Origin of the sequence: Faecalicatena faecalis (assembly GCF_012524165.2) — a bacterium.
In the GTDB taxonomy this organism is placed as follows: domain Bacteria; phylum Bacillota; class Clostridia; order Lachnospirales; family Lachnospiraceae; genus Faecalicatena_A; species Faecalicatena_A faecalis.
On record NZ_JABACJ020000006.1, the window covers coordinates 75,130 to 99,741 of the forward strand.

The following is a 24,612-nucleotide window of genomic DNA, read 5'->3' on the forward strand; positions in this document are numbered from 1 at the left end:
GAATGAAGAAATTAATCCGTGGCGCTCTTTAAGAAAACGTACTCCATATGGTTGGAAAATTCCTTGGAATATGTATAGTTTAAACGGTCAAAATTGCGGATGCTGGTGATTTTCTCTACTTGGTTTTCTGCCATCCAGCGGACCATTTCCCCGCGGGCCATCTTGGCCTGTGTTCCTTTCATTTTGACTTTCCCGTCCACCATCTCACCGAAAATGCAGGTGACACAGGATATGGGAGGTTGTATATAAGGCAGGATGATTTTGCTATATTCTGCTGAAGCAAGATTGAGGATACAGATATCCTCAGTGGCATTATGCTCTGAATCATGCTCCCCAGTCTGTCCGCATAATTCGTCATAAAGTTTTTTGCCCCAGAATTCATAGAGGTCTTTGGTGTCATCGGTTCTCAATTTTGCCTGCATCTCAAGGCGGTAAGGAATCACACCGTCTGTAGGCTTTAGAATGCCATAGAAGCCCGATATGATTCGCAGATGCCTGGACACATAGTCCCACTCTGAGTCGGAAAAAATATGAGGGGCCATATATTGATACTGGATTCCCTCATAAGCAATCAGCGCAGGGGTGAGATTCTTTTCAAGTTCATAAGTATGGAGGCGGTCGTAATTCTGGTCCGTAAGCTTCTCGCTGCACTGCCATAATTTCTTTAGTTCCTCACGGGACAAGGACTTTAGAATGCTGTGAAGAGCCTTGGTCTCTTCTAGGAAGACTGGGTGAGTAAGTTCACAGTCATATTCATCTATGATGTTCATTTTCTTTGCATGGGAAATGATGATTTTTATCATATGTGATCCTTTCTGTTCTGTTAGGTCGTTGTTTTTTCAGGTTCGTTTTCTGTGCTGTTATCATCCGTTCTGACAGCATCATCTATATATTCCAAAATATCACCGGGCTGGCAGTTCAGCTCCTTGCAGATCGCATCCAAAGTGGAAAAACGGATGGCCTTCACCTTTCCAGTCTTTAAGTTGGAGAGGTTCACATTCGTGATTCCCACCTTGACGGCGAGTTCCTTCAAAGAAATCTTCCGGTCAGCCATGACTCGGTCTAATCTCAATATAATTGCCATAGTGGCCTCCTGTAAAGTATCTTGTATCTTTAAAAATTGTTTTTATAAGGTCTCATCAGACTCCTGCTGAAGTACATAGCCTTTGGAGAACACATCTGCAAGTACCAGCACAAAAAGTCCGATTACAATCCAGGTGAAGTCAAACGGATTATTAAACCACCTCCGGTGGAAGTTAATTAAATTTATCCCCATCTGTAAAATAAATGTTCCCAGAAGTCCTTTTAAGAGCATAATTGTACCAACGCTGCGGATAAGTCTTGTGGTCTTTTCCGTAAATGGTGTATAAGAAGATGTAATCTCTCTCAAAAGTCTGCAGGCCTGAATTACTATAAAGAGTATCGGCAGTTTACTTGTAATAAAGATCAGCAGAGTTAGTGAAACTGCGAATAATTTTGGGTTCTCAATCGGAAAATCAGCAGTAGTTATAGACAGAGATTCAAGAGGCATTCTTATATAACCGAAATATCCATCCACATAGAGGCGTCCAAAATCAGTAGTGGCAATTTTGATGGCGGATTCCGATGAGGTAAGATAGAAAAGAATATTTCCTATTCCTGTAAATGCATGAAATATGGTCGTAATTAAGAAAAAATAGGAAAAGATCTTGGTGGCTATTAATCGTTTTGAAACTTTAGGGGAGGGACTAATCGCTTCATTCATTAGGAATCTCCTTTCCATAAAAGAATAGATGAATTGTCTTGTTAATTAAAGTATATGTCGGGTATTAAAGAAAGTCAATAAGAAATTAACGATAAACGATAATAGTGATAACATATATACACCCTTGAAAAGGGAAGAAACCTTTGGTACAATAAACCCTCCACTAAAACACCAGACTTTTATTTTGTGATATCTTTGTAGCAGGAGGTGATGAAGCGTTGAAAACTTATAAAACTGCCGAAGTTGCATCGATAATCGGGATACATCCCAATACAGTACGCCTGTATGAAAAATTGGAGCTGATACCAAGGCCAGAACGATTATCTAATGGCTATCGTATTTTTACTGATTTTCACATTGAACAGTTCAGACTTGCCCGTCTTGCTTTTCAAATTGAGGTGCTGCAAAATGGTCTGCGCAAGAAAATTGTCCATATGGTAAAAGTATCAGCAACTGGAGATTTCGATAAGGCTCTCATGCTTACCGTGGAATATTTGGAACAGGTTAGAGAGGAACGTGCGAATGCAGAAGAAGCGATTAGAATTGTGCAGCAGATTTTAGAAGGTAAAGCGAATGAAGATCGTACTCGTTTTTGGAAAAGAAAAGAGGTGTCCGATTATTTAAGTATTTCTATGGACACTTTACGAAATTGGGAAATGAATGGTCTGCTGACAGTGAAGCGCAAACAAAATGGGTATCGGATTTATACGAACAAGGATATCAGACAGTTAAAAATTATCCGTTCATTACGCTGTGCAAACTATTCCCTGGAAGCAATTCTGTATATGCTATCTCAACTCTCGCAAAATCCGAACACAGATATTAAAAAGGCCTTAGATACACCCAAAAAGGATGCAGACATTATTTCTGTTTATGACAAGTTGATTACCTCTTTGACTGCTGCAGAAAAGAATGCTCAAAAAATGATTTGTAAACTGCAGGAAATGAAAATTACATTTAATGAACCCTCCATTTAACCACCAATGTTTTCGTTGGTGGTATTCTTTTTTGGCAGAAGAAAAAAGGAGGTTATGAAATGCAGGAAGTAATCAAAATAGAGCAGCTTACCAAATCTTATGGCAGGCTGCTTGCAGTAGACAATCTGAGTCTATCAGTAAAAAGTGGCACAGTGTTTGGACTGCTTGGGGCCAACGGCGCAGGGAAAAGTACGACAATTGAGTGTATTTTAGGCACAAAAAAGGCAGACGGTGGACAAATATCCGTTTTAGGAATGAATCCACACACGAACCGCAAAAGTCTGTTTGAAAAAGTGGGGGTTCAGTTCCAGGAAACAAACTATCAAGAGCAAATTACTGTTGGGGAGCTTTGCGAGGTAACCGCTTGCCTTTATCGCAATGCTGTTAATCCATCGGATCTGCTTACAAGGTTCGGTATTGCCGACAAACAAAAAAGTCCTGTCAAAGATTTATCCGGCGGGCAAAGGCAACGTCTTTTTATTGTCCTTGCTCTCATACCAAACCCGGAGGTGGTCTTTTTGGATGAGCTGACCACAGGGCTTGACGCGAGAGCACGCAGGGAGGTCTGGCAAATACTGTCTGACCTCAAAGAAAAAGGTCTGACCATTTTTTTGACCTCACATTTCATGGACGAAGTGGAAGCTTTATGTGACCAGATCTGTATTTTGAAACAGGGGAAAATGGTGTTTTATGGTACAGTTTCAGAAGCTATAAAAAATAGTTCCTGCGACAGGTTCGAGGACGCTTATCTTTGGTACACGGACGAGGAGGGAAAGAACAGTGAAAACTTTTAGGACAATGCTCAAAACAGAGCTGAAACTGTCACTGCGGGGCATGGATATGTTCATATTCGCAATTTGTGTTCCTCTAGTTGTATTGATTATTCTCGGAGTCATCTACGGAAGCAAGCCCGCCTTTGACGGCGCAGATTATACCTTTTTAGAGCAATCATTCGGCGCGCTTGCCACAATTTCAATTTGTGCCGGTGGTGTTATGGGGCTTCCGCTTGTGGTGTCCGATTATCGAAGCAGACATATTTTGAAACGATACAAGGTTACGCCAGTCAGTCCCTCCATGATTTTATTCGTACAAGTAGCAATCTATACGCTGTATGCGGTACTTTCTCTTATCCTGTTGTACCTTGCAGCAACCGTTTTCTTTGGATTTCAGTTTCATGGGTCATTCATAAGCTTCTTAGGCGGTTATCTTTTAGTAATCGTATCCATGTTCAGCATAGGTATGATGGTTGGCGGTATCGCGCCAAATACCAAAATCGCAGGTGTGATTGCAAGTGTACTATATTTCCCCATGCTGATATTCTCGGGGGCAACGCTGCCCTATGAGGTTATGCCTGCGGCGCTTCAAAAGGTTGCGGATATTTTACCGCTCACACAGGGGATAAAACTATTAAAAGCAGCGTCACTGGGTCTGCATGAAGAAAGTCAAGCCATATCTGTTATGATTATGTTTGCCATTGCAGTTATCTGCACAGGGATTTCCTTGAAATTTTTTAAGTGGGAATAAAAAACTGCAAATATCAACACAGCCGCCTATGCAGCTTTACATTGCACGGGCGGCTTTTGTTATGCTCATTCCAATCGAAAATGGAGTGAGAAGGATGTGATACACAGAATAAAAAATAAATAATCATTTTTCTCATAATGTGATAGAATATCCATATTGAAAACTCTGTTTTAGAAGAAACGTGAGGGAAATTATGGATAAGAGAAGAGAACTTCTATTAGACATCGGCAAGCTGCTGCTCACGGTCACAGCAGCGACAATACTTGGAAAGTTTTTTACGAAGGCAGGATTCCAAGAGGCGAATATCGTAGTTATTTATATCCTGAATGTGCTGCTGGTCGCAAGATTTACACATGGATATTACTTTGGGATTGCATCATCCATCATATCTCTGTTGAGCTTTAACTATTTTTTTTCGGCTCCGTATTATACGCTTTCTGTGTACGATTCCAGCTATCTGGTCACTTTTGTGATTATGCTGATCACGGCGCTGATTACAAGTGCACTTACCACAAAAGAGAAGCTATTGACCCAGGAAGCCATGGAGAAGGGAAATGAAAACCAGATGCTATATCAGCTTGCTAATAATCTTTCAGATGCTTCCGATATTGAAAGTATTCTTAAGGTGACGATTGAGAGTGTCGGCAGATTGCTTAGGACGGATATCGGATGTATATATATAGGAAAGAGCGGTACGATTTATTTTCAACAGATAGAAGGAGAGCTGGTCCGCCAGAAGGCGGAGAACTATGATGAGATAGAGAAAAGCCTGGTCAGATTAAAGACACAGTACCGGAAATCGGCAAGGGCCTATGAATATCCGATCAGGGGTCAGGGGAGGCTTCTGGCTGTTTTAAAGATTAATGGCAGTCTGTCAGAAGAGGAATTAAAAGGAAAAAGCAGGCTTCTGCATGCTATTATTGAGAATGTCTCTCTGGCATTAGAGCGTATTGAGATTATGACAGAGCAGATTCAGGATAGACAGAAGATAGAGAAAGAACGTGATCGGGCCAATCTCTTAAGATCCATTTCCCATGACTTAAGGACGCCTCTGTCAGGAATTATGGGAACCTCGGAAATGCTGATGGATATGACAGATAAGCAAGACAGGCGGTATTGTCTGATACAAGGGATATATCAGGATGCAGACTGGCTGAAATCACTGGTCGAGAATGTCCTGAACCTGACCAGGCTTAGGGACGGGGAAGTCCTGATACAAAAAGAACCAGAGGCAATCGAGGAAATTATCGGCTGTGCAGTTGCGCATGTGGAAAAGGCTTTTCCAGACAGGGAAATTGATGTCCAGATTCCAGAAGAATTCCATCTTGTGCCCATGGATGCGAGATTGATGGAACAGGTCATCACTAATCTTTTGGATAACGCGGTAAAGCATACAAAACCAGATGAGAAGATTCAGGTCGCAGTCTCCTATACCAGGGCAGAGGTCATAGTGACAGTACGAGATGAGGGAGAAGGAATCGCCTCTTGCGATGCTCCCAATATTTTTCAGATGTTCTATACCTCCAAGACTCGTTCCTCTGATATAAAAAAGGGAATCGGGCTGGGCCTGGCAATTTGCGAGACTGTCATAAAGGCACATGGCGGAACAATTTGCGGGCAGAACCGTCAGGACCATCAGGACCATCAGGGAGCAGAGTTTATATTTAGATTACCATTTTCATAAAGGAGCATACAGAAATGTCTAATGAGAGAATACTAATTATTGAAGATGATATCCAGATACAGAATTTTATGGTATATACGTTAGAAAATGCCGGATTTTCCGTGGAAGGAGCCGTTAGCGGCAGTGAGGGAATCCGTTCCCTGATTCAGAAAAAGGTGGACCTGGTCCTGCTTGATCTGGGCCTGCCTGATATCGATGGGATGGAAGTTCTGCATAAGATAAGGGAGCGCCTGGATGTTCCGATCATCATTGTGTCAGCGAGGGACCAGGACTCAGAAAAGGTCGCAGCCTTGGATGACGGTGCGGATGATTATCTTACTAAGCCTTTTTCTGCCACAGAACTGATGGCCCGGATTCGTGTGGCACTTCGCCACTATTACCGTTTCAGTAAGGAAAGGGAAAAGGAACAGCCCGAAGAGGCTGTCTATGAAAACGGTGGACTTCGCATTGATACCGAAAAGCACATGGCTTACAAAGAGAATGAAGAGATGCATCTTTCCCCGTTAGAGTTTAAGCTGCTGCTTCTTTTCATGCAGAATCAGGGGAAGGTTCTGACGTATCAGAACATCTTACATAAAGTATGGGGAGACGGGTATGGAAATGATACGCAGGTATTGCGCTCTGTCATGGCATCCATACGCCGGAAGATTGAAAAGAATCCGGCGAAACCAGAATATATCCAGACCGAGATCGGCGTTGGTTATCGGATGGATGAAAAATAGCAGTTCGCAAGATGCACAATAAAGAAAGGCAGATATCGAGATTGGTATCTGTCTTTTTTGATAGGGGAAACTTTGTCCCCCGGCTTTACCTCTCACAGGATTTTTACATAGAAACCAAATTCTCACAGGATTCTCACACACATCTCAGATTCTCACAGGATTCCCACACCCTTACATTGTATTTCCACACCATTCCCACAAAGAAAGCTATATACTTCCAACAGAAAAGCAGAGAAGGAGGAAAATATGATGTCAGAGAGATTAGAAAATAAATGCAGAGCGTTGATTGAAGAGCACAAATATGTGGAATGCGAGAAAGTAATCGTAATGTCCATGATCAAAATGCCGCATTCCGCAGTCCCACATAATTTAATGGGAATCCTGCTGGAAAAGGAACATAATCACATTCTGGCTATGAGGCATTTCCGGGCAGCTTACGGACTTGATCCGGCTTATGTTCCCGCACGATATAATCTCGATCATTATGGTGAAGTCTTTCCCACGGGATTACGTCAATGTGCATATACAGAGGAGGACTGCCCAGTAACGAAAGATTCCTATCTCAATATGTAAGAATGATACCAGGCGTCCCAAAGTATGGGCAATCTATAGATATCCTGGAAACAAAAAGGAGGAAGAGGAACATGATGGATGTCATTATGATAGTAGTTCTATTGGGCAGTTTTCTGTTAGTGAAATTGTTTGCAGACTTCTGTGAGTCTCAAGTAGAACCAAAAGAAGAATAAGTGTTGGGAGGAAAGAAAAAATGGATATGATGTTTCTTGGATTTATTATTTTAGCGTTGGGTGTTTATCTTGTTTATGCATTGATTCACCCGGAAAAGTTATAAAGGAACAGAATAGGAAACAGCAGGAGGAGAAGACATGTTACAGATTATTCTTACATTGGCAATATTTCTGATACTGGTCATCCCTATGGGAAAGTATATGTATCACATTGCCACGGAACAGAAAACATTTGCAGATAAGGTATTCAATCCAGTTGATCATCTGCTTTATAAAATCTGCGGTATTCAAGGTGAGAATATGGGCTGGAAAAAATATGCCCTGTCACTTTTAACGGCAAACGCAGTGATGGTGTTCATAGGATATTTAGTTTTAAGGATTCAGCATCTTTTATTTCTAAATCCGAACGGAATTGATGGAATGGAATCCACACTTTCCTTTAATACGATCATCAGCTTCATAACAAACACAAACCTACAGCATTATTCCGGCGAGAGCGGACTTACTTATGTAAGCCAGATGTGCGTCATCATTTTCATGATGTTTACCTCTGCGGCCAGCGGGTATGCGGCGTGCATGGCATTTTGCCGTGGTCTTGCGGGGAGGAAGCTGGGAAACTTTTACCGGGATATGGTCCGAATCACGACGCGTATCTTAATTCCAGTCTCTTTTATTGTTGCTTTGATCCTGGTCAGCCAGGGGACACCACAGACGCTGGGCGGAAACCTTACGATACATACAATAGAAGGGAAACTACAGGATCTGGCAATGGGACCGGTTGCTGCACTGGAGGCAGTCAAGCACCTGGGAACAAATGGCGGCGGCTTCTTTGGAGCAAATTCGACTACACCTTTTGAGAACCCAACTGTGATTTCCAATATTGTAGAGATGATTTCTATGATGATCCTTCCAGGAGCCTGTGTTGTGACCTTTGGAAACATGCTGGCTGACAGACGGAGGGAAAAGAAAGCAGAGGCAGCTAAGAATACTATGCCGGTGGCTGTACCAACAGAACGGCACAGCCGCATATGGATGGGGCGTCAGGGTGCTGTTGTTTTTGGAGCAATGGCAATCATCTTTGCAGTGGGCCTTACCCTCTGTTACCATTCAGAAATGGCTGGGAATCCGGTCATCAGTGACATGGGGATAGATCAGAGTATGGGAAGCATGGAAGGGAAAGAAGTGCGGTTCGGCACTGCACAGTCCGCCTTATTTACTACAGTCACGACATCCTTTACGACAGGAACCGTGAATAACATGCATGATACGCTGACCCCGCTCGGAGGTATGGTGCCGATGCTGCACATGATGCTGAACTGCGTATTCGGCGGTAAGGGTGTCGGCCTGATGAATATGATTATGTATGTCATACTTGCCGTATTTATCTGTGGCTTGATGGTAGGACGTACCCCGGAATATTTGGGGAAGAAGATAGAAGGGAAGGAAATGAAGCTGGTCGCGGTCGTTATCCTGATTCATCCACTTCTGATCCTTGGTTTCTCGGCACTTGCAGTATCTATGCAGGATGGGCTTGCAGGGATTACCAATCCGGCGTTCCATGGACTAAGCCAGGTATTATACGAATATGCTTCTTCCGCAGCAAATAACGGTTCTGGCTTTGAGGGACTGGCGGACAACAGTATATTCTGGAATGTAACAACAGGACTTGTGATGTTCTTTGGAAGATATCTCGCGATTGTGGCACAGCTTGCAATTGCAGGCTCGCTTCTTGCAAAGAAGAAGGTAAATGAGTCAATTGGTACTTTAAGAACAGACAACGTGACATTTATGATTATCCTTGTATTTATTGTTTATATATTTGCAGCACTGACATTTTTCCCGGCACTTGCACTGGGGCCGATCGGAGAACATCTGACGCTGTGGATGTAAAGAGGATAAATGGAAGGGAAGGAGTTTAAGACATGGCAAAGAATAAGAAGACAAAATTTATTACACGGGATATTTTGAAATCATCCGTCATAGGTTCCTTTCAAAAACTAGACCCGAGATATATGGTAAAAAATCCGGTCATGTTTATCGTGGAGGTCGGTTTCTTTATTACGCTGGTTCTGACCTTTTCTCCAACATTGTTTGGAGGAAGCGAGGAATACCGAGTCTATAATGGAATCGTGACAATGGTTCTATTCATTACGATCTTATTTGCGAATTTTGCAGAGTCCGTTGCAGAGGGAAGGGGAAAGGCTCAGGCGGCTTCCCTGAAAAAAACGAAGAAGGACACTAGGGCGAGACTTCTGTTAAATGAGACAGAGCAGAAGATGATTAATGCTTCGGAACTTAAGAAGGGGGATATTGTTCTTGTCAGGATGGGAGAGGTGATTCCGAATGACGGAGAAGTCATCGAAGGAATTGCATCTGTGGATGAATCTGCCATTACCGGGGAATCAGCGCCAGTTACCCGTGAGTCCGGTGGGGATTTTTCTTCAGTTACGGGCGGAACAACGGTAGTATCTGACTGGTTAAAAATCAGAATTGTGGCAGAACCCGGAGAGTCATTCCTGGATAAGATGATTTCTCTTGTGGAGGGAGCTTCCAGGCAGAAGACACCGAATGAAATTGCCTTAAATACGTTGTTGATCGTGCTGACCTTGATCTTTTTAATCGTAGTCGTTACTTTGTATCCTTTCGCTAATTATCTGGGAGTGGAGATTCCAATTTCCTGGGCCATCGCACTGATGGTCTGCCTCATTCCGACTACGATAGGCGGGCTTCTATCCGCAATCGGAATTGCTGGTATGGACCGTGTAACAAGATTTAACGTGATAGCAATGTCAGGAAAGGCTGTAGAGGCTTGTGGTGATATAGATACGATGATTCTGGATAAAACGGGAACGATTACATTCGGCAACCGACTTGCAGCAGAATTTTATCCGGTAAAGGGGATAGAAAAACGGGATTTGATTCAATACAGCGTAATTTCTTCCCTGTTAGATGAGACACCGGAGGGAAAGTCCACAGTGGATCTGGGTAGACAGATGGGATGTAAGCTGAGCCGGGAAGATGCCGGACCGATGCACTTTATTGAGTTTACGGCCCAGACTAAAATGAGTGGTGTGGATCTTAAGGATGGTACAGTTATTAGAAAAGGAGCTTATGATGCGGTGACCTCTTTTGTCAGGGAATGGAAGGGGACGATACCATCTGATCTGGAAAAGATTGTGACGGAAGTCTCCAACTTGGGCGGTACACCGTTAGTCGTATGTGTAAACAACCGGATCTATGGTGTTATTTACCTGAAAGATACAGTAAAGCCGGGGCTGGTCGAACGTTTTGCAAGACTCCGTGAGATTGGAATCAAGACGATCATGTGTACGGGTGATAATCCACTCACAGCGGCTACCATTGCGAAAGAGGCCGGCGTGGATGGATTTATCGCAGAATGCAGGCCGGAGGATAAGATTACGGCAATTAAAAAGGAACAGGCAGAGGGAAAACTGGTAGCCATGACAGGGGATGGTACCAATGATGCACCAGCGCTGGCTCAGGCAGATGTAGGTCTGGCCATGAATTCTGGAACACAGGCCGCAAAAGAGGCCGCAAATATGGTGGACTTGGATTCAGACCCGACGAAGGTCCTGGAGGTAGTGGAAATCGGAAAGCAGCTTTTGATTACGAGAGGTTCCTTAACGACTTTTAGTATTGCAAACGATATCGCGAAATATTTTGCAATCCTTCCAGCCATGTTCACGCTTGTGCTTCCTCAGATGCAGGTTTTAAATATCATGCATTTGGCGACACCCGCCAGTGCAATCCTTTCTGCACTTATTTTCAATGCAACCATCATCCCATGTCTGATTCCGATTGCAATGAAGGGGGTCAAATACAGACCGATGAAGGCGGAAAAGCTGTTACTGAGAAATATGGGAATCTACGGACTTGGAGGCGTGATCGTACCATTTGTCGGAATTAAGATGATTGATATGGTGATAGCACCGATTTTGCACCTGATTGGGATTTAGGAGGGGAAGACATGAAAAAAATAGGAAAATCAATCGGAAAAGCATTTATTTTCAGCATTGTTATGATGATACTTTGTTCCTTTGCCTATCCATTGGCCTTGACAGGAGTCAGCCAGGCCGCAATGAAAGAAAAGGCAAACGGTAATCTGATCGATGAAGATGGAAATCCAACGACAGATAAAGAAAAAGCTGTGGGATCCGCTCTGGTCGGACAGGACTTTACAGAGGATTATTTCTTCAGGGGCAGAGTTTCCTCTGTGAATTATAATACTTATACAGAGGAAGAGAAGGAAAGTGGTGAATATGGGGGTGTATCTTCAGGAAGCTTCAACTATGGGAACTCAAATCCTGATCTGAAGGCACGGATGGAAGAGGATCTGGAAGAATTTCTAGCCTCCCATCCGGGCGTTGAAAAAGAGGATATCCCATCAGATCTTCTGACGGCATCCGGTTCCGGCCTGGATCCCCATATCAGTCCCAAAGCTGCCGAGATACAGATAGAGACTGTGGCTAAGAATTCGGGGCTTTCAGAGAAGACCGTAAAAGAAATCGTAGAGGAAAATACGGAACATAAAACAGGGGGAATCTATGGGGAGGAACGTGTTAATGTGTTGAAATGTAATCTTGCAATCGCAAAAGAAATGGGATTACTATAAAACGTTTATCCTTGAAGGCAGGCAGATATTGTCTGTCTTCTTCACAATGCCAAACTAGCAAGGTGGATTTTGAATATGTTTTAATTGAAGAGGAGGCGTTATGAGAGGGGACAGACCAAGTTCGGAGCTGTTGCTAAGAAAACTGCAATATGAAGAAAAGCAAAAGTGCAGAAGGAGCCAGGGAAAGCTTAAGATTTTTCTTGGATATGCGGCAGGTTCCGGCAAGACCTATACCATGCTGGAAGCGGCTCATGAAGCAAAAGCACATCATATCGATGTGGCGGCCGGATATATTGAGCCGCATAACCGGCCTGATACACAGAAGCTGACAGAGGGGCTGGAGACAATTCCGTTTCTGGAAGTGGAGTACAAAGGAGTCCGGCTTCGGGAATTCGATCTGGATGCCGCATTGAAGAGACATCCTCAGTTGATCCTGGTAGACGAACTGGCCCATACGAATGCGAACGGATGCAGGAATGAAAAGCGGTATCAGGATGTGAAGGAGCTTCTGCGTGCCGGGATTGATGTATATACAACCATCAACATTCAGCATCTGGAGAGCCTGAATGACCTCGTAGAGAATATTACCGGAATTCAGGTAAAAGAGCGGATTCCAGACAGAGTATTCGATCATGCGGATCAGGTGGAGATGATAGATATTGAGCCGGAAAATCTGATAGAACGAATGAAAGAAGGGAAGGTTTACGAGAAATCACAGGCAGAGCGTGCGCTGGAGCATTTCTTTCGGAAGGAAAAGCTGATAGCTCTTCGCGAGATTACGCTTCGGAGGATGGCGGAGCGTGTGAAACGGATTGCAGAGCAAGAGCGCCTGGTTCAGGGAGAACTGGAATATCACACGGGAGAACATATTCTGGTCTGTATCTCTGCGGCATCCTCGAATGCTAAGGTGATTCGCACGGCGGCACGTCTGGCATATGCCTTCCAATGTCAGTTTACAGGGCTCTATGTAGAGACTCCGGCAATGCAGGAGGCGGATCACCATACGAAGGCACGTTTGAAGGAGCATCTGGAACTGGCGAAAACACTGGGAGCCAAAATTGTTACTGTATTTGGGAAGGATGTAGGACGCCAGATTGCGGAGTATGCGGCAGTCAGTAATGTCTCCAAGGTGGTCGTCGGAAGGACGAACCACAGATTCTTTTTCGAAAGACCGGGCTCTGAAATCCTTGAGAAGTTAAGCTGCCTGGCTCCCAATATTGATATCTATGTGATTCCTGATATAAAAGGAGAGGCCCCATACAGAAAAAATGTTGTTCTAAGAAAACGGAAAAATGACTGGAAGAGGATTTTAAAAGATCTGGCAGAAATAACTGCTGTGATGATTCTTACAACGGCAGCAGCCTATATGATGCAGAGAGCAGGTCTTACAGAATCTAATATTATTATGGTATATATCCTTGGTGTGCTTCTGTCTTCCTATGTTGCCAATCAGCGGATCTATGCCGTCTATTCCTCCGCGTTGGGAGTACTCGCCTTTAATTTTTTCTTTACAGAGCCGTACTTTTCACTAAAGGCTTATGACCGGGGGTATCCAGTGACATTTGTGATGTTATTTACAGTAGGCCTTTTTACAGCGACAATGACCTGTAAGTTAAAGCAGCAGAACAGGGAAAATGCCAAAAAGGCTTACCGTACGGAAATCCTTTTGGAAAACAGTCAGAAGTTAAGGCGATGCAGGACTGAGTCAGAAGTATGGAATCAGATTGCTGTGCAGGCAGGAAAATTACTGAATCTTTCCCTGCTGATCTATCCAGTAAAAGACAATGGATTGTTGGAATCCCCCTTACTGTTTCCTCGTAAGGGAGATGAAAAAGAAGAATTGAAGCAATATCTGAATCCGCAGGAGCGGGCTGTGGTACAATGGGTAGCCGCGAATCATCACCGGGCCGGGGCGTGCACCCACACCCTGCCGACAGCAAAAGCCATGTATCTGCCCATTCAGGGGGAAGACGACGTGAAAGGCGTCATCGGTATTGTTTTGGAGGAGCGAAGGGAAATTCAGGAATTTAAATATGGACTGCTGATTGCAATGCTCAATGAGACTGGGGTAAAACTGCAGAATACTTAGATATTATCATAATCTTACTACACAAAAGCCGCCGGCTGGATTTCCTGATCTGCCTGCGGCTTCTTATATATTTCCTACATTCCCAAAGCGATTCTTATGAGTCCCAGAATCAGCAGGTGTGCCGGATAAAAGATATAGAAGAACCATTTGGAAAACGTCCTTCCGGTCTTCATTCTTTTTCCGTTATAAAAATACAGAATACAAATTCCTGCCAATCCCATTCCGATCATGCTCATCAAAGCATATTCGATATTCTCGGTCCATAAGGAGCTCAGGCCTCCAAGAAGGTTAAAAGCTCCAAATATAAGGGTTGAAAACAGGAAAGCAGCTTTTGTCTTCTTCCCCGAATCCCCTGCCCAGAGGAATAATAGTGTGATGGTCGGTGCCAGTAATGCCCAGTCGCATATGATGCTGACTAAAATAATCACAATGTTCAAGAAGATGCGCAGGCCTTTACTTTTCATGTTTTCTTTCATCCAGACAAGGGCAAAACACAGGCAAAGAGTAAAGAGTATATTGAAACCACAGAAACGGATGATTTTTCCCTGTGTAAAGGCAAGGCAGTATGGAATCTCGGATATGAAAGCAAATAGAAGCAGCCTTGTGATATATACTTTCTTAGAGTGGGTATAATGGTAGCCCTCTATCAAAAAGTAGATCATGGTAATGGCAGTGAAATACCCGATGGTAGCAAAAATTTTGAATAACCAGGTGTCAGCAGGTATAAATACGGTGGCTATATGGTTCAGCAGCATCGTGAACATTGCGATATACTTGATGACATCACGGTTCAAAATGCGATATCGCCCCCCTTCAAATGTCTCCATAATTATAATAGCCTCCCGTCAAATAATGGTTCCTGTGTGTCTTTGGCAGCGGAATGGAAGATATTGATCCAGTGTTCATCCCCGCTGCGCTCCCTGAATGCAGGGAAAAGGAATCCATATTCCGGTGAATCCACCTCATAATCCCCGTAAGTCTTGCCAATGGTACAGATCAAGAACTGGTAGACCTCCTCGGACTCCCACATCTGCTCCTTGTCGCTGGCTTTGAGAGGTACATCATAACTTCCGAAGAAGAGGTAAATTGCATAGGGCTTATCAGACGGATAGTGCTCACTGACATATTCATAAAATACATCAAGAAGTGCATCGTTTTTTAGCTCACATGCTTTCAAGCCCATCAAAAGCTGCCACAGTTCTCCGGGCTTTTTCGCATCTTGTGTAAATTGATATTCCTTTAAATTAACGTTTGTCTCAGAAAACGGAATTGCTTTTGCGAGTGCCAGATTGGCCGTCTGCTCTGAGGGTGGCAGTTTTAGAAAGTGGGTGTTAAAAGTCCCGTCCACATATCCCTCCTCATCTATGTATGCACCTGCGATCCTGCTGAAACAGTTTCTCTTAAAGGTCATACGTCTGGTCAGCTCCAGCATATCTTCGCGGTTGATCTTTCCCATCTCGTCATCTCATCCTTCCTGACTCTTATTTGCCAATGTACTGACACACCCGTCTTCAGTCTGATTTATGAGTATGTCAGTACATTACTCTCTATTGTAAGGGGTCAGGACTTAAGATTCAAGCATGATTTCTTTCACCGAGATTTTCTTTATTTTTTCAGAATAACAGTACATAATGACCTCATAGATGATCACAAAAAGGACTAGGCACAGGATCATGACTGGAAAGTCAAATTCATATTCCGGCACTCCTTCGATATCGCGAAATACAACATCTACCATCAAACGGATCAGTCCGTACTGATATACGGTTCCGACTGCAAATCCGATATAGGCCATAAGGCGGTATCCACCGAGTAGAGACTGGCAGCAGTCTTTCTGTGAGTAACCGAAAGTGCGCATCATGGCAATTGTTTTTGTATTTCCATTGATGACAGTTGTAATTGCAAGGAAAAGTGTCGTGCATGCGAGAACAAGACCAATCACCAATACCATAACGCTCATCATAGTACTGGTCAGATCCTTCATGCCAAAAGACATCTGTGTCATAGCTGAGAAACAGAAGGAGGCAAAAAGAATAAAGAATGCAAGAGTCTTCTTACTCCGAAGAGTATTCTTTTTCAGTTCTGTTAAAAAGGAAAACTCTTTGTGGTCTTTTTCTTTGCGTTTCTTCACCCTGGAACTGGGCTGTATCTGATCTTTTAAAAGTGTTACTACAGGTTTTCTAAGCTTCAGGCAGGCATAGCAGACTGCAAGTACAGCAAATATCAGAGTTGGCAGAAGGACCAGACACAGCAGCAGTTCCGGATGAAAATGGATCGCGATTTCCGGCAGAATCTTATCCTTGTTCTGAATCTCATAAAAAAGCGGCATAATCAGAAAAGCTCCGCAGAATCCGATGATCGTTCCGAAGAAAATACTGGCGCCAAAAACCCAGAAGTTCCTGGCAGTCTTAAAGTTGGAATATCCCAGGGCCTTTAGTATCCCGAGCTCCTTTTTGTGAGTATCAATATAATGTCTGATATAGAAAAGCAGCATAATGACTGATGTGAGCAGCAGACAGCCTCCGCTGACCAGGCTGATTACTTTTCCTGTGGAGACCTGAGCGTCATATAATACCATCACCTGTTCTGAGGTGATATCGCCTCTAACAGTTGCAAGATCCAGATTAAAATTCAAAAACATCGTACAAACGAGCACTGCGCAGCAGGACATGATGGAGATTCCGATCAGCTTCGCGGCATCCTTGATTCCGACTACCATACCATCACCATCCAATCTCATAAGCAGTCTTTACTGTGGCATTTGTATAAATCTCAGAAACGTTCCCACTATTCATCTTGATTACGGTAGTTGCCATCTCTGCAATATTCTGGTTGTGCGTTACCATAACAATGGTAAATCCAAATTCCTTCTGTAGCCGACAGATGTAGTCTAAGACCTGGCGGCCTGTCTGTTCATCCAGAGCACCTGTCGGTTCGTCGAGGAACAGGACCTTCGGCTTCTTGGCAAGAGCCCTTGCCACTGCGACTCTCTGCTGCTCACCCCCACTTAACTCGCTCGGGTACTTATGCAGCTTCTCACCAAGACCGACGGCTTTGATAATCGTTCGGTAGTCCTTATTCTTAGCCAGGTCAGCCCCCATCTTTACATTCTTGTCTACGTTCATATTTGGTAGCAGATAGTACTGTTGGAAAATGAAACCTACGTTGTCTTTCCGAAATTCAGTCAGTTCACTGTCGGAGAGCGCACAAAGGTCTGTGTTATCATAAAGGACCTGCCCTTTATCCGGGGATTCCAGACCTGAAATGGTGTTTAAAAACGTAGATTTTCCAGAACCGGATGCGCCCAGAATGACAGCAAAATCACCGTCCTTAATTTTCAGGCTGATTCCTTTTAAGACCTGGAAACGGTTTTCATTCGTTCCATAAGATTTTTCAATATTTCTGGCTTCAATCATGGGATTTGCCTGCCTTTCCCTGCATTTCTGCGGATTTCATTTCTTTTAAGAGGCTTGTAAATACCTCTGTTATCATGCGACTGATCTCTTCCCCGGTAAATCTGCACATCCTGGTGGCGCACAGGGCAGCAATGCCATGAGTATAGATCCACAGGTGCTGGTACATTTTTTTAGAAGATTCGTCGTCGAGTTGATAGGTGTCCTTGATAGAATTGAGAATCTGATCAAAGTTATCATCGATTAGCATCAGGACCCCGGGAAGATCCGGGATTTCTGCCTGTTCCTTCATAAAAAGCAGTTGGAACAAGGTCGGCTCGTTGATGGAAAACAGGATATACTGCATTCCTACTCCCTTAAAAGCAGGCGTCTCTGCTAGACCTTTTTGGATGTAATCGGCGTAAAGCTGCTTGGCAGAGTCAATTACCGCCTGCTGTACCTCATCCATATTTTGAAAGACTGTGAAAATCGGTCTTGCCGAACTTCCTAGTTCTGAACCTAAGGCGCGGGCGGTTAAGTTAGAAATACCATCCTCCCGGACGATATTTAACGCAGCTTCTACGATCTCCTCTTTTGTGAATTTTGCTTTTGGTGGCATGTGGAACCTCCTGTCATGATTTAAAACAATTGTTTTGTAACGTATGTTTTAAATATAGCACATAGAGTATATAAGTCAAGAGGAAATTGTGATTATATAGTGAAGTTGTAGTACATTGTGGGGGATCAGAAGGGGTGATATACTAATAGAATAATCGAATAGAAGAGGTAAGGATGCGATTTTCTAATGCCCTCTAGTCTCTACGAAAGAGGGGTGAGGCCCATGAATACACTGGAAGTATTAACATTACTGCTCGTTGTTTTCGCGGCACTGACCTACATAGACCAGCATAACAAAAAGAAATAGCATCCCGCCCTGAGAAAGTTGGATGCTAAATCTAGTATATTCACTTAATAACTGAGGGCATCAGATCTTGCATCTGAGAACCTTTTCTATCTCGATTATACATGGGGGGATGAGAGAAATCAAGTCCCCTTTTTGATAGTAGAAACAGACTTATGAGTGAAGGTGTACTACATTGATGCGTGTCAGAGTCGATGTTATACTAATAGAATAATCGAATAGAAGAGGTAAGGATGCGATTTTCTAATGCCCTCTAGTTTCTGCGAAAGAGGGGTGAGGCCCATGAATACACTGGAAGTATTAACATTACTGCTCGTTGTTTTCGCGGCACTGACCTACATAGACCAGCATAATAAAAAGAAATAGCATCCCACCGCCTAAAGTGAATGCTATCCTTCAAAAATATAAAATTTACTGAGGGCATCAGATTTTGTATCTGATTACCTTTTCTATCTCGATTATACATGTGGGGACAAGAGAAATCAAGTCCCCTTTTTGATAGTAGAAATAGACTACCTGCTCGTATAGTCTGCCGGAATTACTCTTCGCATTCAATCAGTCTGCTCAATATCTGCTCCCTGTTATTAATAAACATTTCCATAACCTGATAGCTGTCAGTCTCTTCATACTCACAGGGATGCATCTGCCCCTCATCGAAACTCAGTATTTCTGCATCAGGTATTCCCAGTAAAATAGGAGAATGTGTCACGATGATAAACTGTGATTCCTGCCGGGCACACTCGTATATTTCCATGAGAAGTGTCAATTGTCTTTGTGGTGACAACGCCGCCTCAGGCTCGTCAAGGAAATATAATCCGTTAGGTTTTAACTGTCTCTGTGCAATCGCCAGGAAGCTCTCGCCATGTGATTTCTTATGCAGCTCTTGAGAAGGATGCGTCGGGTCGGCATAGTCCTCTTCCTTTGTTGCCACATTATAGAAGCTTTCCGCACGGAGAAAATATCCCCAGCCCGGCTTTCTGTAACCTCTGGAAATCCGAAGTGCGTCACATAATTCGGAATGAGAGTCATATGTTGAGAAGGAATAATTCTTCGTGCCGCCTTCTGGATTGAAGCCCGAAGCAATTGCAGCCGCTTCTAACATAGTAGATTTACCGCTTCCGTTTTCCCCTACGAAAAAGGTGATGGGTTTTCGAAATTCCAAACTGTCCAGACCTCGGATTGCATCGATATTACGCAGATAGCTGCGGGGAGAAATCCTGTCCCAGTCAATAAAAATTTTCTGAATAAATTGGTGATTCATGTTGAATGATCCCTCCGTCAGGCTTTGACTATGCATTCATATAGTTTGTTTTATCATAATGTATTCTTCTTCATTTTCGCTCACAATCTCAAACCCGGTTTTCTGGTAGAGTTTTACAGCATAATTATCCTTTTGCACGGACAGAGAGACCTGACGGTATCCATCCTCTTTCAATTGATCAAGCATTTTCTGCATTAATGCTGTTCCGATACCTAGACCGCGGTATTCCTGAAAAAGGGAGATGGCGAGTGACGGAGTGTCATTATCAATATGCCCGTAGTCATTCATGATACGTACCCAGATCGCACCAACCACTTTTCCATCTACTTCCGCGACCATGGCCTTATCGTGTATTTGAGTTCCAAAGCCGGAAATATAGACCTGGAGCTCGGGTGTATCGAGGATTGATCTGGGTGGAGGGGCCATACCTTCCGGTATATAGATCGCTTCATATAAAAAGTCTTCTAACAGAGGGGATTCGTCCGTTTTCATTTCTCTGATTGTTATACTCATGGTTGATTTCTCCCTGATATAAATCTGTCAGTGGGTTTACATTGTCCCGGAAGAAGTTTCATATTTCATTTAAGCCTTCTTCTTTGTAACAATACTATAGCAAGGATTGAGAAAATAAGATACCCCATGATTGCAATTACAGAGGCTTCGATACCAAAGTCCCCTCCCGTTATTGCAAAGGAATGGCTGTCCAATACATAGTTAAAAAGGAAGTATTTGTTTTCTTCCACACCGATATGCAGAATACCGCCGATCATCACGATGTTCCAGATGATATGCATCAGGGCGCTGTTCCAGATATTGCCGCTTTCATATGTAATAAGTGAAAACATGATACCGACCATACTTCCTGCCACTAAAAGCTGCAGGATGGATACAAAATTCAGATCCGCTCCGATGACATGGGACAGCGCAAATATTACGGATGGAACAATCACCGCGATATAGCGATTCCAGCGCTGCTCCAGTGCGGACATAATCACTCCCCTGAAAATTACTTCTTCCACAATTCCCGCAGCCAGTCCATAGAAAATGACGGCATTCGTAATTGTATAGCAGAGTTCTCCGGCGTCCATGACTGTATTCTTAAGATGCCCCGGCATCATAAAATAGATGAAAACTATGATACAGGGTAAGATCAAGGCAGTAATCCCCCAGATAGGTTTAACAGAAAACTTTGTAATCCTGCAGGAATCCATGGTTGATTTAAAACATTTCCTGCATATTAGTGAAACACATAAAAATGCAAGCACAATATAAAGAATTCCGGAAATAGCACTTCCAACTGCTGACGGAACCCCAAGCCGGACAATTCCCTGGCTGACCAGTACAGCCGCCAGCTGTGAGATGATCAGGGAAATGTATGCCAGTACAGCGCCCAGGATGGCCTGCTTTGTGGTTAATTTAGCTGGTACAGATGATGTGCGTTCTGAATGACTCATTGTAAATAATTCCTCTCCTTCTTCGATAAGTTCAAAATTTTTGAAATTATTATATCGTTTTTCCATTGTCCTCGCAATCAAAAGTTATGGACATAAAAAGTTATGTAATCAGAAAGGGTGGTTACAAAAGGTAACTGTAAAGGTGACTACAAAAGAAGACGGTTTAAATATTATCTAGGAAGACTCACATATTTCCAAAATCATTTCTATATGTGGAATCCCGTCTTCCAGAAATTCATCACTGCATTGCGTGAAGCCGATTTTTTCATATAAAGATCTGGCATAGACCTGTGCAGCAAGTTTGATTTTCCCAATATTCATTTGTTGTTGTGCTTCTTTGATTGCGGCGAGTATGATCTGTGTTGCCAGGCCGAAGTGGCGTTTTTTTGAAAGGACTCTGCCGATTGCGGCTTCCTCATAGACCTTTCCGGGGGCAATCAGGCGCAGGTATGCCTGAATTCCATTATCATCACGCAGATAAATATGAATGGCACACTTGTCTAAATCATCCAGATCCTGGTAAACGCAGTTTTGTTCTACTACAAAAATATCTGCGCGGACTTTTAGGATTTCATAGAGCTCATCAAGAGTGAGTTCGTTAAACTTTTTTATGTTCAATTCCATACAGGTACCTCTGTTTTGTCAAAAGTATTTTCTTCATTTTCTGATTATAACAGATATGTTTGAACTACCGCGAGTCTTAAACAGAAGAATTCACATGTTTCACCATAACGTCATAACACAGAAAATCATTATGATCTGTTTTGATCGTATGGAATTTCATTTCTGTGTATCCTCTTTTTTGATAAATATTTTTTGCCGGCAATGAAGCATCAAGAACAATCTCTGGATATTTAATTGAAATAACTTTTTCAGCATAATCAAGCATTTCTGTGCCGAATCCATTCCCTTGGTATTCAGGCAGTACAAACAGGCGGCATATTTCATGATTCTTGATCGTAACAGTGCCTACGATATTTTCTCTGGCATCTGAGCAGAGGAATACGCAGCCTTCTTTGATATCATCAGCAATGTTATGTTCATTATGGTGTTCAAGAAAAAACTCAACAGCCCCCTTCGGATAATAGTGAGGATAAACTTCTGATATTGTTTTTGTAGAAATTATTTTTACTGTATTCAGGTCCGATAAAGATGCTCTTTTTAGGCTCATTTATGTATCTCTCCTCAAAATGTATTCTAAAATTACTTTGTAATACATTAGTATATCATGTTTTTTCGGGGGGATTATTGTGATACCAAATTTTTACTCCAATTCAAAGAGAAATTTTTCATAATCCTTTACAAAATATTTGATATTGGTCCTTCCTTTTTGAATAATCGTATGTCCTTCGGCTTCCAGTTTTTCCTTCTGTGCTTCAACGCCGCCGGGATACTTCGGATTTAACTCGCCGTTTGCCTTCAATGTCCTCCAATAAGGTGTTTCGTCATCAGTACGCTGGTAGCTTGCCCATGCGGCAATGGACACAAATATTCCTGCTGTGATAGGTTCTGTAAAATCTGCACCGCTTAACCGCGCAAAATATTCACGGATTTCTCCAACTGTGATTACTTTCCCAAAGGGAACCAGTCTCATCACCTTGTCATAATCAATCGGCGGGGCAAAGTACATTCTATTTCCACCATATTTCTCAATGCTTTTTTGGTCTGTGATTGTCTGAAATTTCGGCATATCCTTGCTATCATGCAGCATAGCGTTAAAATCTTTCTTATCTTCGTTTGACATATCTGCCACCTCCTGTTTTATATAGGATAGCTTGTTTTGTTGTGCTATGCAATGAGACAGTTTGAAAAAAATGATTTTCAGGCTGGTATATGGCAGGAAAATTAATTGTTAATAATATCGATAGCTTTTGTGTACAATCATGTATAGTGAATTGAATATATGATTGCTGAATATCTAGTTTGGATTGACAAAACAGATTATTAAACAAAAAATGTAAAATAGAATTTACAAAGTTGATATGATAAAACAAAAATGATAAAATGAATTTAAAGAAAGGAGACAATATGGTTGAACGAAAAGAGTATATAGAGGATTTAATTAATTTTAAAGATAAGAATATCATTAAAGTGATAATAGGAATCAGGCGGTGTGGGAAATCAACTTTATTTGAGTTATATCAGAAATATCTTTTGAATCATGGAGTGACAGAAAATCAGATTATTTCTATCAATCTAGAAGGTGGAGAATTTCGTATCATTAAAAATGAAGAACAGTTGTATGATTATGTGTGTGAAAAGCTCCTGCCAGATACGATGAATTATGTTTTTTTAGATGAAATCCAACAGATATCAGATTTTCAGAAAGCGGTAGACTGGTTGTATGTGAAGAAAAATGTGGATCTTTATATAACAGGCTCTATTGCTTTTCTGCTGTCTGGTGAACTTGCAACTCTGCTGTCTGGAAGATATGTGGAGATTAAAATGCTTCCACTATCTTTTAAAGAGTACGTTTCTGCGTTTCCAGATAATCAGAATATGCCTGCTTTATATATGAACTATCTGACGAACAGTTCTTTTCCTGGCACTTTGGAACTCAGTAGGAAGAAAGATATCAGGGCTTATCTGGAGGGAATTTACAATACAATTTTGATGAAGGACATTGTCACCCGGCGAAAGATTACCAACCCTACGATGCTTGAAAGTGTCATAGAGTTTTTGTTTGACAATATCGGCAATATGTGTTCTGCCAGAAAAGTTGCAAATTCTATGACATCTGCCGGACGCAAGATCAGTGTTCCAACTGTTGAAAGTTATATTACAGCCTTGAAAGACAGTTTTATTATCTATAAGGCCGATCGCTATGATGTAAAAGGGAAGCAGTATTTAACCACAGGAGCAAAATACTATGCTGCAGATATCGGCTTGAGGTATTTTCTGCTCGGTACAAGGCAGACAGACATGGGACATATTCTGGAGAATATTGTGTATCTGGAGTTGTTGCGCAGAGGATATGAAGTCAGTGTAGGTAAAGTAGGAGATGCACAAGTGGATTTCATAGCAGTCAATGAGGAAGGAGCGGAGTACTATCAGGTATCTCAGACTGTCATGGATTCAAATACGCTGAAAAGAGAATTGTCGTCATTAGAGGCTATTCATGATCACAATCCTAAATATCTGTTAACCATGGATTTTACACCGCTGACATCATATAACGGGATCAAACAGATCAATGTACTTGACTGGCTTCTGAAATAAAAACCGCACTGACCTGTATTAGAGGATTATGATACAGGTCAGTGCGGTATGTTTTAAAATCATGTTAAAGATTATCCTCCAGAAGTTCTATCCTTAAAACATCATGGATTTGTCCGGGGTAAGATTCCGCAACGGTTCCAGCATAGGTGACAAGGATATAGTCGCCTGCCTCTAAATCTGAAAAAGAGATGTTGTTCCCCATACATTTAAAATCTGTTTTGTCGCTGATATACAAATCAAATTTT

At 42.5% G+C, this 24,612-nt stretch carries 27 protein-coding genes; 12 read left to right on the plus strand and 15 right to left on the minus strand.

What is annotated here, in order from left to right; translation table 11 throughout:
- Nucleotides 1–11 precede the first annotated feature (11 nt).
- Genes yaaA through HGO97_RS08420 form a run of 3 tightly spaced genes read right to left on the minus strand, consistent with a single transcriptional unit; the run spans nucleotide 12 to nucleotide 1,744 of the window.
- Nucleotides 12–803 carry a peroxide stress protein YaaA gene (gene yaaA, locus HGO97_RS08410; RefSeq protein ID WP_216240866.1) on the minus strand — a complete coding sequence of 264 codons (792 nt, stop codon included), beginning with the start codon at nucleotides 801–803 and terminating at the stop codon, nucleotides 12–14.
- Between the two features lie 20 nt (nucleotides 804–823).
- Nucleotides 824–1,084, minus strand: coding sequence for a helix-turn-helix domain-containing protein (locus tag HGO97_RS08415; RefSeq protein ID WP_168866573.1), 261 nt, complete (start codon nucleotides 1,082–1,084; stop codon nucleotides 824–826).
- A 42-nt stretch (nucleotides 1,085–1,126) separates the two neighbouring features.
- Entirely contained in the window at nucleotides 1,127–1,744 is a 618-nt protein-coding gene (locus tag HGO97_RS08420) for a DUF2975 domain-containing protein (protein WP_168866574.1), read from the minus strand.
- Nucleotides 1,745–1,962: 218 nt separating this feature from the next.
- Here HGO97_RS08420 and HGO97_RS08425 point away from each other — a divergent pair, with 218 nt between their 5' ends.
- The 11 genes from HGO97_RS08425 (at nucleotide 1,963) to HGO97_RS08475 (ending at nucleotide 14,119) form a co-directional block, all read left to right on the plus strand.
- Nucleotides 1,963–2,721, plus strand: coding sequence for a MerR family transcriptional regulator (locus tag HGO97_RS08425; RefSeq protein WP_168866575.1), 759 nt, complete (start codon nucleotides 1,963–1,965; stop codon nucleotides 2,719–2,721).
- A gap of 59 nt (nucleotides 2,722–2,780) precedes the next feature.
- The gene (locus tag HGO97_RS08430) at nucleotides 2,781–3,515 is read left to right on the plus strand and encodes an ABC transporter ATP-binding protein (protein WP_168866576.1); all 735 of its coding nucleotides are present in this window, start codon (nucleotides 2,781–2,783) and stop codon (nucleotides 3,513–3,515) included.
- Entirely contained in the window at nucleotides 3,502–4,245 is a 744-nt protein-coding gene (locus tag HGO97_RS08435) for an ABC transporter permease (protein WP_216240867.1), read from the plus strand. Before HGO97_RS08430 ends, HGO97_RS08435 begins: the two co-directional genes overlap by 14 nt.
- 193 nt (nucleotides 4,246–4,438) lie before the next feature.
- Nucleotides 4,439–5,929: a DUF4118 domain-containing protein gene (locus HGO97_RS08440; RefSeq protein WP_216240868.1), complete on the plus strand. Its 1,491-nt coding sequence runs from the start codon at nucleotides 4,439–4,441 to the stop codon at nucleotides 5,927–5,929.
- A gap of 14 nt (nucleotides 5,930–5,943) precedes the next feature.
- Nucleotides 5,944–6,651 (plus strand): response regulator transcription factor, encoded by a 708-nt coding sequence (locus HGO97_RS08445; protein WP_216240869.1) that lies wholly within the window; start codon nucleotides 5,944–5,946, stop codon nucleotides 6,649–6,651.
- 246 nt (nucleotides 6,652–6,897) lie between these two features.
- Nucleotides 6,898–7,224, plus strand: a complete 327-nt coding sequence (locus HGO97_RS08450) for a hypothetical protein (protein WP_216240870.1) — start codon at nucleotides 6,898–6,900, stop codon at nucleotides 7,222–7,224.
- A gap of 202 nt (nucleotides 7,225–7,426) precedes the next feature.
- On the plus strand, nucleotides 7,427–7,501 hold the full coding sequence (gene kdpF / locus HGO97_RS24510; RefSeq protein WP_408610849.1) for a K(+)-transporting ATPase subunit F: 75 nt from the start codon (nucleotides 7,427–7,429) through the stop codon (nucleotides 7,499–7,501).
- A gap of 34 nt (nucleotides 7,502–7,535) precedes the next feature.
- Nucleotides 7,536–9,287 carry a potassium-transporting ATPase subunit KdpA gene (locus HGO97_RS08460; RefSeq protein ID WP_216240871.1) on the plus strand — a complete coding sequence of 584 codons (1,752 nt, stop codon included), beginning with the start codon at nucleotides 7,536–7,538 and terminating at the stop codon, nucleotides 9,285–9,287.
- Between the two features lie 32 nt (nucleotides 9,288–9,319).
- A complete protein-coding gene (kdpB, locus tag HGO97_RS08465) occupies nucleotides 9,320–11,374 on the plus strand; it encodes a potassium-transporting ATPase subunit KdpB (protein WP_216240872.1) in 2,055 nt (684 codons plus the stop codon).
- 11 nt (nucleotides 11,375–11,385) lie between these two features.
- Nucleotides 11,386–12,030, plus strand: coding sequence for a potassium-transporting ATPase subunit C (locus HGO97_RS08470; RefSeq protein ID WP_216240873.1), 645 nt, complete (start codon nucleotides 11,386–11,388; stop codon nucleotides 12,028–12,030).
- Nucleotides 12,031–12,130: 100 nt separating this feature from the next.
- Entirely contained in the window at nucleotides 12,131–14,119 is a 1,989-nt protein-coding gene (locus tag HGO97_RS08475; protein WP_216240874.1) for a DUF4118 domain-containing protein, read from the plus strand.
- Between the two features lie 74 nt (nucleotides 14,120–14,193).
- Here the strand turns inward: HGO97_RS08475 and HGO97_RS08480 are convergent, their stop codons facing one another.
- The 11 genes from HGO97_RS08480 to HGO97_RS08530 form a co-directional block, all read right to left on the minus strand.
- Nucleotides 14,194–14,946: a TraX family protein gene (locus HGO97_RS08480; protein WP_216240875.1), complete on the minus strand. Its 753-nt coding sequence runs from the start codon at nucleotides 14,944–14,946 to the stop codon at nucleotides 14,194–14,196.
- A 2-nt stretch (nucleotides 14,947–14,948) separates the two neighbouring features.
- Nucleotides 14,949–15,575, minus strand: coding sequence for a DUF4317 family protein (locus tag HGO97_RS08485; protein ID WP_216240876.1), 627 nt, complete (start codon nucleotides 15,573–15,575; stop codon nucleotides 14,949–14,951).
- A gap of 111 nt (nucleotides 15,576–15,686) precedes the next feature.
- Nucleotides 15,687–16,859: an ABC transporter permease gene (locus HGO97_RS08490; RefSeq protein ID WP_246597365.1), complete on the minus strand. Its 1,173-nt coding sequence runs from the start codon at nucleotides 16,857–16,859 to the stop codon at nucleotides 15,687–15,689.
- Nucleotides 16,843–17,535 carry an ABC transporter ATP-binding protein gene (locus tag HGO97_RS08495; RefSeq protein WP_216240877.1) on the minus strand — a complete coding sequence of 231 codons (693 nt, stop codon included), beginning with the start codon at nucleotides 17,533–17,535 and terminating at the stop codon, nucleotides 16,843–16,845. Before HGO97_RS08495 ends, HGO97_RS08490 begins: the two co-directional genes overlap by 17 nt.
- On the minus strand, nucleotides 17,528–18,130 hold the full coding sequence (locus HGO97_RS08500; RefSeq protein WP_216240878.1) for a TetR/AcrR family transcriptional regulator: 603 nt from the start codon (nucleotides 18,128–18,130) through the stop codon (nucleotides 17,528–17,530). Before HGO97_RS08500 ends, HGO97_RS08495 begins: the two co-directional genes overlap by 8 nt.
- Nucleotides 18,131–18,971: 841 nt before the next feature.
- Nucleotides 18,972–19,694 (minus strand): AAA family ATPase, encoded by a 723-nt coding sequence (locus HGO97_RS08505; RefSeq protein ID WP_216240879.1) that lies wholly within the window; start codon nucleotides 19,692–19,694, stop codon nucleotides 18,972–18,974.
- A gap of 36 nt (nucleotides 19,695–19,730) precedes the next feature.
- On the minus strand, nucleotides 19,731–20,207 hold the full coding sequence (locus tag HGO97_RS08510) for a GNAT family N-acetyltransferase (RefSeq protein ID WP_216240880.1): 477 nt from the start codon (nucleotides 20,205–20,207) through the stop codon (nucleotides 19,731–19,733).
- A 65-nt stretch (nucleotides 20,208–20,272) separates the two neighbouring features.
- Complete coding sequence (locus tag HGO97_RS08515; RefSeq protein WP_216240881.1) at nucleotides 20,273–21,148, minus strand: CPBP family intramembrane glutamic endopeptidase; 876 nt, start codon at nucleotides 21,146–21,148, stop codon at nucleotides 20,273–20,275.
- A 174-nt stretch (nucleotides 21,149–21,322) separates the two neighbouring features.
- Entirely contained in the window at nucleotides 21,323–21,772 is a 450-nt protein-coding gene (locus HGO97_RS08520; RefSeq protein ID WP_216240882.1) for a GNAT family N-acetyltransferase, read from the minus strand.
- Nucleotides 21,773–21,848: 76 nt separating this feature from the next.
- Nucleotides 21,849–22,319, minus strand: coding sequence for a GNAT family N-acetyltransferase (locus tag HGO97_RS08525; protein WP_216240883.1), 471 nt, complete (start codon nucleotides 22,317–22,319; stop codon nucleotides 21,849–21,851).
- A gap of 93 nt (nucleotides 22,320–22,412) precedes the next feature.
- Nucleotides 22,413–22,892 (minus strand): MGMT family protein, encoded by a 480-nt coding sequence (locus HGO97_RS08530; RefSeq protein WP_216240884.1) that lies wholly within the window; start codon nucleotides 22,890–22,892, stop codon nucleotides 22,413–22,415.
- Between the two features lie 284 nt (nucleotides 22,893–23,176).
- Here HGO97_RS08530 and HGO97_RS08535 point away from each other — a divergent pair, with 284 nt between their 5' ends.
- Nucleotides 23,177–24,367 carry an ATP-binding protein gene (locus HGO97_RS08535; protein WP_216240885.1) on the plus strand — a complete coding sequence of 397 codons (1,191 nt, stop codon included), beginning with the start codon at nucleotides 23,177–23,179 and terminating at the stop codon, nucleotides 24,365–24,367.
- Nucleotides 24,368–24,431: 64 nt separating this feature from the next.
- Here HGO97_RS08535 and HGO97_RS08540 read toward each other — a convergent pair whose 3' ends face one another.
- Entirely contained in the window at nucleotides 24,432–24,569 is a 138-nt protein-coding gene (locus tag HGO97_RS08540) for a YobA family protein (protein ID WP_216240886.1), read from the minus strand.
- Nucleotides 24,570–24,612: the final 43 nt, after the last annotated feature.

Excerpts from the sequence above, each read along its gene's own strand:
- HGO97_RS08470 (WP_216240873.1), top strand. The coding sequence starts at position 11,386 with ATGAAAAAAATAGGAAAATCAATCGGAAAAGCATTTATTTTCAGCATT.
- HGO97_RS08510 (WP_216240880.1), bottom strand. The coding sequence starts at position 20,207 with ATGAGTATAACAATCAGAGAAATGAAAACGGACGAATCCCCTCTGTTA.
- HGO97_RS08505 (WP_216240879.1), bottom strand. The coding sequence starts at position 19,694 with ATGAATCACCAATTTATTCAGAAAATTTTTATTGACTGGGACAGGATT.
- HGO97_RS08460 (WP_216240871.1), top strand. The coding sequence starts at position 7,536 with ATGTTACAGATTATTCTTACATTGGCAATATTTCTGATACTGGTCATC.
- HGO97_RS08535 (WP_216240885.1), top strand. The coding sequence starts at position 23,177 with ATGGTTGAACGAAAAGAGTATATAGAGGATTTAATTAATTTTAAAGAT.
- HGO97_RS08415 (WP_168866573.1), bottom strand. The coding sequence starts at position 1,084 with ATGGCAATTATATTGAGATTAGACCGAGTCATGGCTGACCGGAAGATT.
- HGO97_RS08485 (WP_216240876.1), bottom strand. The coding sequence starts at position 15,575 with ATGGGAAAGATCAACCGCGAAGATATGCTGGAGCTGACCAGACGTATG.
- HGO97_RS08540 (WP_216240886.1), bottom strand. The coding sequence starts at position 24,569 with ATGGGGAACAACATCTCTTTTTCAGATTTAGAGGCAGGCGACTATATC.
- HGO97_RS08430 (WP_168866576.1), top strand. The coding sequence starts at position 2,781 with ATGCAGGAAGTAATCAAAATAGAGCAGCTTACCAAATCTTATGGCAGG.
- HGO97_RS08515 (WP_216240881.1), bottom strand. The coding sequence starts at position 21,148 with ATGAGTCATTCAGAACGCACATCATCTGTACCAGCTAAATTAACCACA.
- kdpB (WP_216240872.1), top strand. The coding sequence starts at position 9,320 with ATGGCAAAGAATAAGAAGACAAAATTTATTACACGGGATATTTTGAAA.
- HGO97_RS08445 (WP_216240869.1), top strand. The coding sequence starts at position 5,944 with ATGTCTAATGAGAGAATACTAATTATTGAAGATGATATCCAGATACAG.
- HGO97_RS08495 (WP_216240877.1), bottom strand. The coding sequence starts at position 17,535 with ATGATTGAAGCCAGAAATATTGAAAAATCTTATGGAACGAATGAAAAC.
- HGO97_RS08475 (WP_216240874.1), top strand. The coding sequence starts at position 12,131 with ATGAGAGGGGACAGACCAAGTTCGGAGCTGTTGCTAAGAAAACTGCAA.
- yaaA (WP_216240866.1), bottom strand. The coding sequence starts at position 803 with ATGATAAAAATCATCATTTCCCATGCAAAGAAAATGAACATCATAGAT.
- HGO97_RS08525 (WP_216240883.1), bottom strand. The coding sequence starts at position 22,319 with ATGAGCCTAAAAAGAGCATCTTTATCGGACCTGAATACAGTAAAAATA.
- HGO97_RS08440 (WP_216240868.1), top strand. The coding sequence starts at position 4,439 with ATGGATAAGAGAAGAGAACTTCTATTAGACATCGGCAAGCTGCTGCTC.
- HGO97_RS08500 (WP_216240878.1), bottom strand. The coding sequence starts at position 18,130 with ATGCCACCAAAAGCAAAATTCACAAAAGAGGAGATCGTAGAAGCTGCG.
- HGO97_RS08520 (WP_216240882.1), bottom strand. The coding sequence starts at position 21,772 with ATGGAATTGAACATAAAAAAGTTTAACGAACTCACTCTTGATGAGCTC.
- HGO97_RS08530 (WP_216240884.1), bottom strand. The coding sequence starts at position 22,892 with ATGTCAAACGAAGATAAGAAAGATTTTAACGCTATGCTGCATGATAGC.
- HGO97_RS08480 (WP_216240875.1), bottom strand. The coding sequence starts at position 14,946 with ATGGAGACATTTGAAGGGGGGCGATATCGCATTTTGAACCGTGATGTC.
- HGO97_RS08450 (WP_216240870.1), top strand. The coding sequence starts at position 6,898 with ATGATGTCAGAGAGATTAGAAAATAAATGCAGAGCGTTGATTGAAGAG.
- HGO97_RS08490 (WP_246597365.1), bottom strand. The coding sequence starts at position 16,859 with ATGAGATTGGATGGTGATGGTATGGTAGTCGGAATCAAGGATGCCGCG.
- HGO97_RS08420 (WP_168866574.1), bottom strand. The coding sequence starts at position 1,744 with ATGAATGAAGCGATTAGTCCCTCCCCTAAAGTTTCAAAACGATTAATA.